Source organism: Aquabacterium sp., from assembly GCF_016195855.1.
Lineage (GTDB): Bacteria > Pseudomonadota > Gammaproteobacteria > Burkholderiales > Burkholderiaceae_C > Aquabacterium.
The window spans coordinates 26,980-41,850 of record NZ_JACPYU010000012.1 but is presented as its reverse complement, the minus strand read 5'-3'; the positions used below and the strand labels follow the sequence as shown (position 1 = coordinate 41,850).

Here is a 14,871-nt window from a genome sequence, read left to right as displayed (position 1 = left end):
AAACTAGCGCCCATGGCTCAACCTGCTCTTGACTCCCTGCTGATCCGCGCTGAGCGGCTCGTCGCGCAACTTGAATCTCTGCTGCCACATCAGCTGAGTGAACCCGATTGGGGGGCGTCCGTGGCCTGGCGTTATCGCCGGCGCGGTGGCGCCTCGGCCTGGGGTGGTGCGGCGCTGGAGCCCGTGCGCCACGTGGCCGTCATCCGCTATGAAGACCTCAAGGAGGTCGACACGCAGAAGGGGCGTTTTGCTCGCAACCTCGCGCAGTTCGTGGCCGGCAAGCCCGCCAACAACGTGCTGTTGTCCGGTGCGCGCGGCACAGGCAAGTCCTCGCTGGTCAAGGCCGGGCTGCACGCGCATGCGGCGCAAGGCCTGCGCCTGATCGAGGTCGACAAGGCCGACATGATCGACCTGCCTGATCTGATCGACCTGGTCAGCGGCCGCCCAGAGCGCTTCGTCATCTTCTGTGATGACCTGAGCTTCGATGATGGCGAGCCGGGCTACAAGGCGCTCAAGTCCATCCTGGATGGCACCGTCTCGGCCAGTGGCGACAACGTGTTGATCATCGCCACCTCCAACCGCCGCCACCTGCTGCCCGAATACCACGCGGACAACAAGAGCTACAAGCACACCGCCGATGGCGAGCTGCACCCTGGTGAGGTCGTGGAAGAAAAGATCTCGCTGTCCGAGCGCTTCGGGTTGTGGGTCAGCTTCTACCCCTTCACGCAGGACGAGTACCTGGCCATCGTGGCGCAGTGGCTGGCGCACTTTGGCCTGCCTGAATCGGCGATGGCGACCGCGCGCCCCGAGGCCCTGGTCTGGGCCATCGAGCGTGGCTCACGCTCGGGCCGGGTGGCCTATCAGTTCGCACGTGACTTTGCGGGCCGTGACCATGTCTGAGCGCAAGTCAGAACGCAAGTCCTATCACGTGATGGACGCCACCGATCGCACGCCGGTGGAGGTGGCTGTGGGCGTGTTGATCGAGCGTGATGCGCAGGGGCGGGAAGGGCGCTTCCTGCTCACCTCACGCCCTGAGGGCAAGGTGTACGCGGGCTACTGGGAGTTTCCTGGCGGCAAGCTCGAAGCCGGCGAAACGGTCGAGCAGGCCTTGCGGCGCGAGCTGCACGAAGAGATCGGCATCACCATTGGCGAAGCCCACCCCTGGCAGATCGAGGTCATGGACTACCCCCATGCCCGGGTGCGCCTGCACTTTTGCAAGGTCTACCAATGGCAGGGCGAGTTCGAGATGCGTGAAGGCCAGCACATGGCCTGGCAGAGCCTGCCTGTCGAGGCGGTGCCCGTCTTGCCGGGCACCATCCCCGTGTTGCAATGGCTGGCCGCTGAGCGAGGCCACCAGGGCCTGACCCATCACGAGGCCCAGCCAGGCTGAGCGCGCTGGCCGGGGGCGCAGGCCTGGCGCTTACTGCGAGGCCGCGCTGGCGGGTGCGGATGCCGCAGCCGTGTCATGAGGGGCTTCATGCGTGGCCTCGGTTTCGATGCCGTGCTTCTCACCGCCCATGTCCACATTGGCGCCGCCCTTCATCAGCAGGAACACGGCGAGTGCGGCGAAGATGATGAAACCCACGAGCAATTTCCACATGCTTGTTCTCCAGTTCAATGATCGAGCGGGCGCATTGTGCGCCGCATCGGGCGGCATCCTGGCCGGGGGATTCCCCTGCCGGCCGCTTTCGTGAATCTATAACAGATCGCATGCGTTATCCTGCGCCGCTGACAGCGCACATGCGCTGATCGCTCCCCGCACTGATCACACACAGACCGAGAAGAGACAAGCATGACCTACAACACCTTGGACTACGCCATCGGCGACGATGGCGTGCTGCTGCTGACCCTCAATCGCCCTGAACAGCTCAACTCGTTCACGGTCGAGATGGCCAATGAACTGGTGGATGCCTTCACCACGGCCAGCGACGACGACCGTGTTCGCGCCATCGTGGTGACCGGCGCCGGCAAGGCCTTCTGCGCCGGCATGGACCTGAGCGTGCCGGGCAATGTGTTTGGCCTGGATGAGACCCAGCAGCCCGGCATGCAGGACATGCGCGAGCGCCTGGACGACCCTGCCATCTTCAACGGCGTGCGCGACACCGGTGGCCGCGTGGTGCTGTCCATCTTCAATTGCAAGAAGCCGGTGATCGGTGCCATCAACGGCGCGGCCGTGGGCATTGGTGCCACCATGACCTTGCCCATGGACATCCGCATCGCATCTGAAAAGGCGCGCATCGGTTTTGTATTCGGCCGCATCGGCATCGTGCCCGAAGCCTGCTCCAGCTGGTTCCTGCCGCGCATCGTGGGCATCTCGCAGGCGCTGGAGTGGACCTACATGGCCGACATCTTCGATGGCCATGAAGCGCAGCGCGGTGGCCTGGTCAAGGCCGTTGTGCCGCCCGAGCAGTTGCTGGACGAGGCCATGAAGATCGCGCGCCGCATCGCCACCGAGCGTTCGGCCGTGGGCATCGCGCTGACGCGTCAGATGATGTACCGCAACTCGGCCCAGCCGCACCCGCTGGCTGCCCACCAGGTGGACTCGCTGGCCATGTTCTACACCAGCATCGGCGATGGCAAGGAGGGCGTGCAGGCCTTCCTGGACAAGCGCCCGGCGCAGTTCACCAGCAAGACGTCCGAGATGCCACCGTTCTACCCGTGGTGGGAGTGAGCGTGGCGGCCTGACGCAGGCCGCGCGTTCGTGCAAACGCAAAAAAGCCCGGCCAGGCCGGGCTTTGCTGTTGGTCAGCACCATCTGCCTCGTCAGGCTCGATGGTGCATCCCCACTGAATCAGGACAGTTGGTCGCTGATCAGCTTGGTCAACTCAAACATGGTGACCTGGGGCTTCTTGAAGATGACCTTCAGCTTGTCGTCTGCATTGATGTTGCGCTTGTTGGCGGCATCTTGCAGATTGTGCTTCTTGATGTATTCCCACACCTTCTTGGTGACTTCCGTGCGAGGCAGCGGGGCGGCGCCAATGATGGCGGCCAGTGCAGCGCTTGGGGTCAGAGGTTTCAGGAAAGCAGCATTGGGCGCGCGCTTGACGGCGGCCTTCTTGGCAGCGGGTGCTGCAGCTTTCTTGGCGGGAGCGGCCTTTTTGGCCGGGGCTTTCTTCGCAGTTGCCATGTGAATTCACTCCATCGAAGGTCAGATCTGATGCGGCTTTGGGCGCTTGCTCATTACGCAGGCGTTCCTCAAAAGCTGTGCGTTGCGATGGTAATGCGCTTTACCAGGGAAAAACAGCCCGCATCCACCTTTGTGGCCCTCGAACATCAAGATTTTTTGCGTTGAAGCAGGGCTTATGCGGTCTCGGGCCCTGTTTGAGCCCTCTTGAGTGATGCTTTGACGGTGTCGCCGTTCTTCCGAATCGTGTCGCGAATGTTCTCTGCAGCCTTGGCCTATTTGGTGTTCAATCTTGGCTTTCGCTGATTCACCGGAGTATTTCGATGACGCCTCAGGCCGTACTGGCTCAACCGTTCACCCTGCCCAATGGGCAAGTGATCAAGAACCGCTTGTTCAAGTCCGCCATGAGCGAGGCCTTGAGTGACCGCACTTGTGTGGCCACACCGGAGCTGGCCCGTCTGTATGGTGCGTGGGCTGATGGCGGCATTGGCTTGTGCGTCACCGGCAACGTGATGATCGACAAGCGTGCCCTGGGTGAGCCGGGCAATGTGGTCATCGAAGACGAGTCGCATCTGCCGGCGCTCAAGGCCTGGGCTCAGGCCGGCACGCGCAATGGCACGCAGTGCTGGGTGCAACTCAATCACCCGGGCAAGCAATCACCCAAAGGCTTGAACAAGGAAACCGTGTCGCCATCGGCGGTGCCCTTCAGGCCCGAGATGAAGATGATGTTCGCCACGCCGCGTGAACTCACCGATGAAGAGATCCGTGGCCTGATCCAGCGCTTTGCCAACGCTGCGGCCATTGTCAAGAAGGCTGGCTTCACCGGGGTGCAGATCCACGGTGCCCATGGCTACCTGGTCAGCCAGTTCCTGTCGCCGCATCACAACCGCCGCAATGACGCATGGGGCGGCACGCCCGAAAAGCGCCGTCGTTTTGTGCTGGAGGTCTACCGCGCGATGCGCGAGAAGGTCGGGCCTGACTTCGCCATCGGCATCAAGCTGAACTCGGCGGACTTCCAGCGCGGTGGCTTCACCGAAGAAGAGTCGCTGGACACCATCCGTGCCCTGGCCGATGCCGGCATCGACCTGGTCGAGATTTCGGGTGGCACGTATGAAGCGCCCGCCATGACCGGCGTGAAGGCCGGCAAGGAGCCAGCCAAGGAGAGCACGCGCCAGCGCGAAGCCTACTTCCTGGCCTTTGCCGAAAAGGCCCGGCAGGCCGTGAAGACGCCGCTGGTGGTCACCGGGGGCTTTCGCTCGGTGCGCGGCATGGCGGACGCCATCTCATCGGGCGCGGTGGACTTCGTCGGCCTGGCGCGCGCGCTGGCCATCGAGCCCGATGTGCCGCAGCGTTTGCTGTCAGGGCAGGAGCCGCGCCAACAGGTGCGCCCGCTCAAGACCGGCATCTCGTTTGTCGACAAGACCGGCTTGATGGAGGTGTCCTGGTACACGGGGCAGCTCAAGCGCATCGGTCGGGGCGAGGCGCCCAAGCCACGTGAGTCGGCCTTGTGGGTCTTCGTCAAGATCATGGCCCAGCAGGCGGGCCTGGGTCGCAAAAAGGCGCCCAAGCGTTTGCGTGCCAATTGAAGGCCCGGTTGGCCGACCGGGTGACGGCCTTGTCGATGGCCCTTTTCGTTTGAACACCAACCGCCCCCGTTCGCGGGGGTAGTTGACTGGCTTGCTGCGCCAGATCAAGTCTGGCGAATCAATAAATATGATAATGCGAACCATTGTCATTTAGATTCGCTTGCACATGAACCCCGCCTTGTTCCGGCCCCCTTTGGGGGCAACCTTGCGCATGATCCTGGTGGCTTGCACCAGCCTGGTCGTGAGTGCCTGTGGTGGTGGCGGTGGGGCGCCCTCGGGCAGTTCTTCGTCGACGACGCAGTCGGTGGGCTTGTCGGCCGCGGCGGCCCTGGGCGAGAAAATCTTCAAGGACACCAGCTTGTCCCTCAACGGCAATCAGGCTTGTGCCAGTTGCCACGTGGCCGAGCGTGGGCATGCGGGGCCACTGCAGTTCGTGGGGCCGAATACCGACATCCCCACCGAGCCGGGCTCGGATGGTGTGTCTGTTGGTGGGCGGATGTCGCCTTCGATCCGCTACCTGGTCTTCAACAAGCCTTTCCGGTTCGAGGATGGCACGGCCGCCACCGGCACGCCGACCGGCGGCTTCTTCTGGGACGGCCGGGCCGCGAGCCTGTCTGATCAGGGCAAAGCGCCTTTCCTCAATCCCAAGGAGATGGCCAACGCCGATGTGGCCACGGTCATCACCAAGCTGGCGGCGGCGACGTACGCCAGCGAGTTCAAGGCCTTGTACGGCCAGGCCATCTTTGACAACCCAGACGCGGCTTTCGAGCGTGTCGCGCTGGCCTTGCAGGCGTTTGAAAAAGAGTCCCCCGAGTTCGCGCGCTTCAGCAGCAAGTACGACGCCTTTCTGCGTGGGCAGACGGGTTTGAGCGGGAGCGAGTTGAGGGGGCTGGCCTTGTTCAACAGCTCGATCAAGGGCAACTGCGCCGCCTGCCACCCCAGTGCCATCGGCAAGGATGGCAGCTTCCCTTTGTTCACCGACTTCTCCTATGACGCGCTGGGCGTGCCGCGCAACTGGAAGGTGGCCACCGACCCGACCCAGTTCGACCTGGGCCTGTGCGACAACGGCACGGATGCCATCAACGCCTTGGATGCCTCGACCAAGGCGGCCTTGTGCGGCAAGTTCAAGGTGCCCTCGCTGCGCAATGCCGGCTTGCGCAAGGCCTTTTTCCACAACGGCCGCTTCACGTCCTTGACGGATGTGGTGACCTTCTATGCGCAGCGCGACATCGACCCGGATCAGTTCTACCTGGACGCCAATGGCCAGCCTGATGTCAAGTTCAATGACTTGCCGCTGGCCTACCGCGGCAACGTCAACACCACCGAGGGCCCCTACAACCGAGGTCCTGGTGACAGCCCCGCATTGAACGCCGCAGAGATCGCCGACGTGGTCAATTTCCTGTGCACGCTGACCGATGGCTGGTCCGGCTCGGACCTGGCCTGCCAGCGCTGACGGCCTTGCCGCCTTCCCCCCATTCACATCCATCAAGTCAACTGGAACCCTTGCCATGAACCAACTGCATCGTCTTACCTTGCTGGCCGGCGCGTGCCTGAGCCTGTGTTCGGCTGCTGGCGCGCAGACCGCTGCCAAACCCACGACAAAACCAAGGACTACGGCGGCCACCAAGGCCGTTGCCGCCACAGCGGTCGCACAGCCTTCGGTCCGCGAGGTCGAGCTGATGCAGCGCCTGGACAAGCTCGCTTCTGAAGTCGAGCAGCTCAAGTCGCAGCTGGCCGAGGTCAAGCAACAGCAGACCCGGCAAGCAGCGGCACCTCAGGTGGCACCCGTTGCCGTGGCGTCGCAAGCCACCGCGCCTGCAGCGCCGGCCACCGCAATGAACGGCGTGGCGAACGGTGTGGAGAACGGCGTTGGCGGCGCAGGCGCAACTGGTGGTGCCACGGCCGAGCCCGCCACCGTGCTGACCGGCTATGGCGAGATCAACTACAACCGCTACAAGGACTCGTCGCGCAACCAGGCCGATGTGCGCCGTGCGGTGCTGGGCGTGCAGCATCGCCTGGATGCCAAGACCAAGATCGTGACCGAGCTGGAAGTCGAGCACAGCGTGACATCTGCAGACGATGTGGGTGAGGTCGCCATCGAGCAGGCCTACGCCGAGCGCCAGCTCAATGACCGCTGGGCCCTGCGCGCTGGCTTGTTCCTGATGCCATCGGGCCTGCTCAATGAGAACCATGAGCCCACGGCGTATTACGGTGTCGAGCGCAACTTCGTGGAAACGGCCATCATCCCCAGCACCTGGCGCGAAGGTGGTCTGCAACTGGTCGGCAACTTCGACAACGGCCTGACACTGCAAGCTGGCTTGAGCACAAGTTTTGACGTGTCCAAGTGGGCCACGGATGACAGCGAGACGGCCGAGTCGCCTCTGGGTTCGGTGCACCAGGAGATGTCGCAAGCCCATGCCAAGGACCCGGCCGTGTTCGTGGCCCTGAACTGGCGCGGCGTGCCCGGGCTGCAACTGGGTGGCTCGTGGTTCTCGGGCAATGGCGGCCAGGGCCAGGCCGCCGCTGTGGGCAACAGCCTGCGCGTGACCTTGTGGGATCTGCATGCGCGCTACACCCTGGGTGCGCTGGACTTGTCGTCCGTGTATGCACGCGGCACGATCTCGGGCACGGCGGCTTTCAACACCGTCAACATCAGCAGCGGGCCAGACTGGTTCCCCATCCCCAAGAGCTTCGATGGCGCCTATGTGCAGGCCGCTTACAAGGTCTGGTCATCGGATGACCTGAGCCTGTCGCCCTTTGCCCGTGTCGAGCGCTTCAACACCCGCAAGTCCTATGCTGACATTGGCCAAGGCCTGACCCCGGATGCTGCACCCACCGAGCAGGTCTACACCCTGGGTGCCAACCTGAACGTGGGCCAGGGCCTGGTCTTCAAGGCCGACATCCAGCGCTTCAAGCAGAACAAGGACAATAACCGCTTCGACCTGGGAATGGGCTGGAGTTTCTGAACATGCGCTTCAAACTGATCGATGCGGCAAGTGCCTTGCCATGTTCCGCTCTGGCTGCCACGGCGGTGGTGGCTGCCGCCTTGCCGGTGACGGCTTATGCCGTGGACTACATGACGCCCCAACAGGCGCAGCAGGCCCTGTTTCCGCAGGCTGATCGGTTTGAGGTGCGCGAGATCCGGCTGGATGCCGCGCAGATGCAGGCCATGGCCACACGTTATGGCGTGCCGGCTCGCTCGGCCCAGTGGAAGGTGCTGGAGGCCACCCAGGCTGGCAAGCGCCTGGGCTGGGTCGTGATCGACAACGTGGTGGGCAAGTTCGAGCTGATCACCTATGCGGTGGGCATCTCGGCCGATGGCAGCGTCAGGCAGGTCGAGATCCTGTCCTACCGTGAAAGCCACGGTGGCGAGGTGCGCCTGCCCGCCTGGCGCCAGCAGTTCGTGGGCAAGACCGCGCAATCGCCCATCAAGGTGGGCAGCGACATCGCCAACATCAGCGGGGCCACCTTGTCGTGCACCCACCTGACCGAAGGCATCAAGCGCATCGCGGCGGTGATCGACATGGCCCGAAGCAGCGGCCAGATCGGGGCCGGCGCGTGAGCCTGGTGGCCGTGCCCCCGCTTGACGGGCACGGCTGGTTGAGGCGTGCCCGCCCGCTGTTGGGTACCCTGGTGGACATCGGTGTGCCAGCCGGTGCCGATCAGGCCGTGCAGGCGGCCTTTGCGGCCATCTGGCAGGTGCAGCAGGCCATGTCGGTGTTCGAGCCAGCCAGCGATCTGTCACGCAGCCATGCCGCTGCGGTGGGTGAGCCCGTGCGCCTGCATCCATGGACGGCGGACGTCCTGCGGCTGGCGCAAACCCTGTCTGCGCAAACCGATGGGTTGTTCGACGTGGCGCTGGGCTCCGGCCCCTGGCAGCTGCAGCAAGATGGTGAGCACACCTGCCTGGTGCGCTTGAGCCCGGCCACCCGCCTGGACCTGGGCGGGCTGGCCAAAGGCTGGGCCGTGGACCAGGCCGTGCAGGCCGCCAAGGCCCATGGTGCCCAAGCCGTGTGGGTCAATGCCGGCGGGGACCTGCGGGTGCAGGGGCTGACGCTGCCCATCGCCCTGCGTGATGAACACAGCGGTGGCGTGCGCCCCTGGGCCGAACTGGCCGACGGGGCCATGGCCACCAGCGATTTCAGGGCCGGGGCACGTTCGAAGCTGAGCGGGGCCTTGCACGCAGGCCACCTCAGCGTGGTGGCGCCCCTATGCGCCTGGGCCGATGCGCTGACCAAGGTGCTGGCACAACAGGTGCCGCAACGGCATGGAAAGCAGGGCCTGGCGTACGATTTGCTGCAACACTATCGGGCTCAAGTCTGGGTCCACGAACCGTCCACAAGCTCGCCATGAAGCAACGCAACCGCCTCTCCCGTGCACAACGCCGCCTGCTGTATGCCAGCACGGCGGCCTTGGTGTTGACGGGGCTGATGTGGTTGAGCGTGCACCAGCTGGCCTGGCCCGTGATGTCGCGCGCCAGCATGGAGGGCCTGCCCAGCCCCTGGGAGCCCTGGCTGATGAAGCTGCATGGCGCGGCCATGATGGTGATGCTGTTCATGATCGGGCGCATCTCCTCCACCCATGTGATGCGCGGCCTGCGCCTGCATTGGCGTGTGCGCGATGGCCTCGGCCTGCTGGTGGGCGCGGCCTTGCTGGCCTTGACCGGCTACAGCCTCTACTACCTGATCCCCGATGACTGGCGCGATGCCAATGGCTGGGTGCATGCCGCCATTGGCATCGTGTGGACGGTCACGCTGCTGTGGCATCGCCGCCGCCCACCAGGGCGTTGATCAACCCGCCGTCTTGCTGGGGCCGATGGCCGGTGCCGTCTTCACGCTCCAGATCATCGTGATGGCCAGGATGCCCACGACCACGCCCAGCGAGGCCAGCACGGGGATTTTCACGATGTCGATCAGCATCATCTTGCTGCCGATGAACACGAGGATCACGGCCAGGCCGTAGCTCAGCAAGTGAAAGCGCGCGGCCATTGCGGCCAGCAGGAAGTACATCGCACGCAGACCCAGGATGGCGAAGATGTTGGACGTCAGCACGATGAACGGGTCGGCCGTGATTGCGTAGATGGCCGGGATCGAGTCCACGGCAAAGATCACGTCCGTGAAGCCGACCAGGGCCACGACCAGCAGGAGCGGTGTGGCGATGCGCACGCCGTTTTGCTTCGTCCACAGGCGTTCGCCGTCAAAGTGCTGGCTCACGGGCAGCACGCGGCGCAGCAGCTTGAGCGCGGGGTTGTCTTCCAGATTGGGCTCTTTGTCCGCCGCCCACCACATCTTGATGCCGGTGAGCAGCAGGAAGGCGCCAAACAGGTACAGCACCCAGTGGAACTGGGCGATCAACCAGCCGCCCACCAGGATCATGGCCGTGCGCAGCACGATGGCCCCGATGATGCCCATCATCAGCACGCGCTTCTGGTAGGCCGGCGGCACCGCGAAGTAGGTGAAGATCATCAGGAAGACAAAGATGTTGTCGACCGCCAGGGACTTTTCGATCAGGTAGCCGGTGAGGAACTCCAGCGCCTTGGTGTGGGCGATGGCCGTGCCTTGCTCCTGCGCAACGGCCCACCACAAGAGGCCATTGAAGGCCATGCTGAGCGCCACCCAGATGGCCGACCAGCGCATGGCCTCACGCACGCTCACTTCATGGGCGCCTTGTTTGCGCAAGACGACAAAGTCCACGAACAGGGCGGCGAGTACGAACAAAACGAAAACGATCCAGAGCCAGAGCGGCGCCAGGGTTTGCATGGTGGTTCTCCAAAAGGAACAAACATGGCGAAGCCGACATGGCCTCGCACCTCAAGCGCCGAAAAATCTTGCTGGACAGACGGGCGTCTGCTGTGAACCCCGGAAGAGCCTGCATTGCACAGGCCTTCGTGGTGACGGGATGACACCGCAACCCTGATGGGTTGCGCGCTACTCCTCTTTCGGACGGGCCCATTCTAGCCGGGGTGGCTTTTACCCAGGCGTGTCGTAAGGGCTTGTGAAGACGGGCGTGTGCTGGCGGCTTCAGGCGCCGCCGTTGTCTTCGCGCATGTCCTCGCGCTGCTGGCGCTGCCAGGTCTTGAGGCGCGAGTCCATCACGCTCAACTCGACCACATCGGCTGCATTCGGCTGGCGGAAGCGCTTCTGCGCCCCCTGGATGCGGTCAATGGCGCCCGGCAGGTCGCCCAGGGCCGCCGCGGCTTCAGCCTCGGCCCGCACAGCCCGTAAGGGCTCGCCCAGGCGTTGCCACAACTCGCCCAGCACAGCCCAGGCTGCGGCATCGTGCGGGTGGAGGCTCACATGGGTTTGCAGGCGTGCCGCCGCATCAGACCAGGCCGATTGCTGAGCACGCCCTTCCGGCAAGGACAGGGCAATGTGCGCCGCCAGCAGCAACTCGGGGCGCGCGTCCACATGGGCCGCGGCGCGGTTGTCGGCGAGCTCCCGGTTGAGCGTGGCTGCGGCCTCGGCAGGTTGATGGGCGATGAGCTGGTTGTCGACCACCGCCAGCGACAGGACGCGTTGAGCCATCGCTTGCTGGCCTGCAGGCAAGCCGCGTGCAGCCTGGCGCGCCTGGTTCAGCAAGGCCAGTCCGCGCGTGGCGTCGCCGCTGCGTTGTGCGGCCAGGCCGGCGGTGTAGTAAGCCGCCACCGTCTGCAAAGGCGTGGCGCCTTTCTTGACATCCGGGTTGGCCAGGTTCTGCAAAGACACGCTGCGTGTGTCCATCAAGACCTTGGCGCGCGCGGCCATCAAGGTGTGCTGCGCCCAGATGGCCGTGTCACGTCCGGGGCTTTGTGCGGTCGTGACACGCCAGCCACCGGGGCCCAGGCGCGAGTGGGCCTCGCCAATGCGCTCGGTGGTCAGCGGGTGGGTGCGCAGATAGGGGTAGCTGCCATCGTCGTTCAGGCGCGAGGCCTGTTGCAGGTGCTCGAACATCTCGGCCATGCCGGCCTGGTCGAACCCGGCCTCGCCCAGCACGCCAAAACCCACGCGGTCGGCTTCACGCTCCATGTCGCGTGAGAAGTTGAGCTGGCCCTGCACCGCCACGGCCTGGCCACCATAGATCATGGCCTGCGCGGCTTGCGGGTTGCGGCTGGCCGCCAGGATGCCCAGCACCATCGAGGCCAGGCTCACCCACGATTGCCGGGACTGCTGCCCGATCATGCGGGCGATGTGCCGCTGCGTCACGTGGGACAACTCGTGTGCCAGCACCGAGGCCAGCTCATCCGGTGTGCTCGTCATGGCCAGCAGGCCCAGGTGCACGCCGATGTAGCCGCCGGGCAGGGCAAAGGCGTTCACCGTGCGGTCACGCACCAGGAAGGGCTCCCAGGCATGCGAGGCTTCCAGCTCGGGGCCGATCTCGCCGCGTTGCTTGGCACCGGCAATCAGCCGCGCCCAGACCTGGCCGATGTACTCCAGCACCTGCGGGTCGTCCACCACGTCCGGGTCACGCAGGATGGAGCGCATGATCCGGTCGCCCAGGCGGCGCTCGGCCATGGGTGAGAGCTCCTGCGAGGCCGCGTCGCCCAGCGCAGGCAAGGGCGAGGAGCTGCCAGGGGCGGGCGCGTCCTGCGCATGCACCGACAAGCCCAGGGGCCAGCCCAGCAGGATCAGGGCTGCGATGCGCCAGCGTGACAGCGTGGCACCGGAGGGTTGTCGAAGAGTCAAGGGCATGAACACAAACGGGGTGAACTCACTGCGCAGTATGCTGCGAACCATGCGTGCTTGGACGACGGAATCACCCACAGGTTCAGGCACTTGAATTTCTTTACCTGCCCCACCTGGGGCCACATTGGCGATTTTCCATGAGCGAGCTCACCCATTTTGACCAGCAGGGCCAGGCCCACATGGTGGACGTGTCCGACAAGGCTTCTACGACCCGCGTGGCCGTGGCGCAAGGCCGCATCGTCATGCAACCCTCGACCCTGGCCCTGATCGCCGAAGGGCGGGCGGGCAAGGGTGATGTGCTGGGCGTGGCGCGCATTGCCGCCATCCAGGGGGCCAAACGCACGGCCGACCTGATCCCGCTGTGCCACCCGCTGGCGCTGTCCAAGGTGGCGGTCGAGTTCGAGCTGGATGAGGTGGCCTCGGCCGTGGTTTGCCGCGTGACGGTGCAGACCGTGGGCCCCACCGGGGTCGAGATGGAAGCGTTGACCGCCGTGCAGGTGGGTCTGCTCACCATTTACGACATGTGCAAGGCTGCGGACCGGGGCATGGTCATGTCCGACGTGGGCTTGCTGGAGAAAGTGGGCGGCAAATCAGGGCATTGGGTGCGCCAGCCCTGAGGCCCATCCAGCGCGCCCTGGCTCAGGGCAACAGTTGCTTCCAGGTGTAGCTTTGCAGGGGCGGTTCACACTGGAAGGGCCGCTCTTCGCCCGGTTCAGGCTGGGTCTTGCACACCGCCAGGAACTCGTCCCCGATCGGGTTGCGGAACTCCTTGAGGCGCTGCACCACGTAGCGGCCCTTGTCCACCTGCCCGTGCTCGGCCAGCGAGCGGGCATAAGCCGCCATCAAGCGGGCGTCCAGCAGGTTGTGCAGGGTGCGCTTGAAGGCCTCGGGCGGTTTGCTCGGGTCTTCGTCGTCCAGGCTGGTCACGTCCGCGTAGTCGGCCTGGTAACCCCACCAGGGCATCTTCTTGCCGAATTCGATGCGCTGGTCCAGCGGGCCTGCGCCTGCGCGTGGGGCGTAGATGTTGACCGCGGCCTGGTAGTCGGCCGCGCACCAGATGGCCAGCAAGGCCATGATCAGCCCGCCGGCCAGCATGCCCGGGCTGAAGCGGCGGGGCGTTGGCGTGGCGGGCTCCAGCGCACCGGCTTGCGCCGCCAGCCCCGCGCCCCAGGCAAAGGCCGTGGGCAGCAGGAAGTAGCTGTACCACAGCGGGTACTCCAGCAGGCTGTGCAGCGCGGCGATGGTGACGATCACCGCACAGGCCCCCACGGTGGAGCGCGTGGGCTGGCTGTTGGCGTCGAGCTCGTCGCGCAGCAGGCCGCCACACAAGACCTTGAAGGCCAGCAGGCACAGGGCCAGCAAGAGCACGGTCAGGGGGATGCCGAACTCCACGGCCCATTGCAGGGGCAGGTTGTGGGTGTGGTCAAAGAAGGCGACAGGCCGGGTGGGGAAGGGTGTCAGCGACCAGGCCACATTGAACTCGCCGTAACCCACGCCCAGCCAGGGGTTGGTCTTGATCAGGTCCAGCACATTGGCCCAGATCTTGAAGCGCGAGCTGGAGATGTCGCTCTTGTCATGCAGGCGTGCTTCGGCCGCGAAGGTCACGCTCTTGTCGGCATGGGCCCACAGCCACATGCCGCCCCAGAACAGCAGGTAAACCAGCGGCGCACCCACCAGGGTGATGCGCAGCACGCGGGGCAGGCGCCGGTCCAGCGCGCCCCACAGGGTCAGGAAGGCCATGCCGATCATGCCGGTGCGCGAGGCCGTCAGCACGATGCCCCAGATGAACAGGGCGATCAGGCCGGATGCCACCCAGGCCGGCATGCGCTGGCGCGCGCCCAGCCAGGCCGCGCCGCAGCACGAGAACACCAGCAGGGTGCTGAAATGGTTGGGTTGGCGCAGGTTGCCCACCGCACGGCCAGGCATGGTGGGCTCCGCAATGAACAAACCATCTGCCCAAGCCGGGTGGAAGGACTGCACCAGGGCGAAGACCATGCCGATGCAGCCCGCCGCCGTCAGCGCCCCGAAGAAGGCCTCCAGAACGGCATCCTGATCCAGGCTGCGGGCACTGCGCCAGCCCGCCCACAACACCAGCAAGGCCGCCAGGCTCATGCCGCCACCCATCATGCCCAGCCCGGCGGGTAAAGCCCCCCAGACAAAGGCCGACCCGAAGGCCTCGGCTGCCAGGATCAGCAGCACGGCGCTCAAACCCCGCAGGGCCAGGCCGGCGGGCCCTTGCATGCTCGCCTTGGGCAGGACGCCCAACACGGCGACGAACAAGCCCCAACCCAGCACGGCCAGTGCCTGGTTGTAGAACGTCACCGAGGGAGGTTCATGGGTGGCCAGCAGGGTGGGGGCCAGCACGGCCAGCAGGCCGAATGACCACCACAGAGGGCGATGGCGAACAGCGGAGTCTTCAGAGGCGGGCGTGATCATGGCCGCTATTGTCGCGGCAGATCAGGCGCCCGATGGCGACAGGCTCGTCACAATAGACCCGCCG

Annotated in this window: 15 protein-coding genes; 10 read left to right on the top strand and 5 right to left on the bottom strand. The window is 65.1% G+C overall.

What is annotated here, in order from left to right; all coding sequences use genetic code 11:
* Nucleotides 1-12: 12 nt before the first annotated feature.
* Both HY019_RS10315 and HY019_RS10310 read left to right on the top strand, forming a co-directional pair.
* On the top strand, nucleotides 13-900 hold the full coding sequence (locus HY019_RS10315; RefSeq protein WP_290691663.1) for an ATP-binding protein: 888 nt from the start codon (nucleotides 13-15) through the stop codon (nucleotides 898-900).
* On the top strand, nucleotides 893-1,390 hold the full coding sequence (locus tag HY019_RS10310) for an NUDIX domain-containing protein (protein ID WP_290691661.1): 498 nt from the start codon (nucleotides 893-895) through the stop codon (nucleotides 1,388-1,390). Before HY019_RS10315 ends, HY019_RS10310 begins: the two co-directional genes overlap by 8 nt.
* Before the next feature lie 30 nt (nucleotides 1,391-1,420).
* On the opposite strand, the gene HY019_RS10305 is transcribed toward HY019_RS10310, so the two are convergent.
* Nucleotides 1,421-1,600 (bottom strand): hypothetical protein, encoded by a 180-nt coding sequence (locus HY019_RS10305; RefSeq protein ID WP_290691657.1) that lies wholly within the window; start codon nucleotides 1,598-1,600, stop codon nucleotides 1,421-1,423.
* A gap of 192 nt (nucleotides 1,601-1,792) precedes the next feature.
* Between HY019_RS10305 and HY019_RS10300 the strand changes: the two genes are divergently transcribed.
* A complete protein-coding gene (locus tag HY019_RS10300; RefSeq protein WP_290691655.1) occupies nucleotides 1,793-2,671 on the top strand; it encodes a crotonase/enoyl-CoA hydratase family protein in 879 nt (292 codons plus the stop codon).
* 120 nt (nucleotides 2,672-2,791) lie between these two features.
* Here the strand turns inward: HY019_RS10300 and HY019_RS10295 are convergent, their stop codons facing one another.
* Nucleotides 2,792-3,127 carry an SWIB/MDM2 domain-containing protein gene (locus HY019_RS10295; RefSeq protein ID WP_290691653.1) on the bottom strand — a complete coding sequence of 112 codons (336 nt, stop codon included), beginning with the start codon at nucleotides 3,125-3,127 and terminating at the stop codon, nucleotides 2,792-2,794.
* Nucleotides 3,128-3,447: 320 nt separating this feature from the next.
* Between HY019_RS10295 and HY019_RS10290 the strand changes: the two genes are divergently transcribed.
* From HY019_RS10290 to HY019_RS10265, 6 genes are all read left to right on the top strand, one after another.
* Nucleotides 3,448-4,710: an NADH:flavin oxidoreductase/NADH oxidase family protein gene (locus tag HY019_RS10290; RefSeq protein ID WP_290691648.1), complete on the top strand. Its 1,263-nt coding sequence runs from the start codon at nucleotides 3,448-3,450 to the stop codon at nucleotides 4,708-4,710.
* Nucleotides 4,711-4,876: 166 nt separating this feature from the next.
* Complete coding sequence (locus tag HY019_RS10285) at nucleotides 4,877-6,163, top strand: cytochrome c peroxidase (protein WP_290691643.1); 1,287 nt, start codon at nucleotides 4,877-4,879, stop codon at nucleotides 6,161-6,163.
* 55 nt (nucleotides 6,164-6,218) lie between these two features.
* Nucleotides 6,219-7,676, top strand: a complete 1,458-nt coding sequence (locus HY019_RS10280) for a porin (protein ID WP_290691641.1) — start codon at nucleotides 6,219-6,221, stop codon at nucleotides 7,674-7,676.
* 2 nt (nucleotides 7,677-7,678) lie between these two features.
* Nucleotides 7,679-8,272, top strand: coding sequence for an FMN-binding protein (locus tag HY019_RS10275; RefSeq protein WP_290691639.1), 594 nt, complete (start codon nucleotides 7,679-7,681; stop codon nucleotides 8,270-8,272).
* A complete protein-coding gene (locus HY019_RS10270; protein ID WP_290691635.1) occupies nucleotides 8,269-9,063 on the top strand; it encodes an FAD:protein FMN transferase in 795 nt (264 codons plus the stop codon). The genes HY019_RS10275 and HY019_RS10270 overlap by 4 nt, the downstream gene beginning before the upstream one ends.
* Entirely contained in the window at nucleotides 9,060-9,500 is a 441-nt protein-coding gene (locus HY019_RS10265; protein ID WP_290691633.1) for a hypothetical protein, read from the top strand. Before HY019_RS10270 ends, HY019_RS10265 begins: the two co-directional genes overlap by 4 nt.
* Here the strand turns inward: HY019_RS10265 and HY019_RS10260 are convergent, their stop codons facing one another.
* Nucleotides 9,501-10,469 (bottom strand): TerC family protein, encoded by a 969-nt coding sequence (locus HY019_RS10260; protein WP_290691631.1) that lies wholly within the window; start codon nucleotides 10,467-10,469, stop codon nucleotides 9,501-9,503. It lies immediately after the preceding gene.
* Nucleotides 10,470-10,730: 261 nt separating this feature from the next.
* Nucleotides 10,731-12,422: a M48 family metalloprotease gene (locus HY019_RS10255; RefSeq protein ID WP_290691628.1), complete on the bottom strand. Its 1,692-nt coding sequence runs from the start codon at nucleotides 12,420-12,422 to the stop codon at nucleotides 10,731-10,733.
* 86 nt (nucleotides 12,423-12,508) lie between these two features.
* Here HY019_RS10255 and moaC point away from each other — a divergent pair, with 86 nt between their 5' ends.
* The gene (moaC, locus tag HY019_RS10250; RefSeq protein ID WP_290691626.1) at nucleotides 12,509-12,988 is read left to right on the top strand and encodes a cyclic pyranopterin monophosphate synthase MoaC; all 480 of its coding nucleotides are present in this window, start codon (nucleotides 12,509-12,511) and stop codon (nucleotides 12,986-12,988) included.
* A 22-nt stretch (nucleotides 12,989-13,010) separates the two neighbouring features.
* Here the strand turns inward: moaC and HY019_RS10245 are convergent, their stop codons facing one another.
* Nucleotides 13,011-14,807: an O-antigen ligase family protein gene (locus HY019_RS10245; protein WP_290691624.1), complete on the bottom strand. Its 1,797-nt coding sequence runs from the start codon at nucleotides 14,805-14,807 to the stop codon at nucleotides 13,011-13,013.
* Nucleotides 14,808-14,871: the final 64 nt, after the last annotated feature.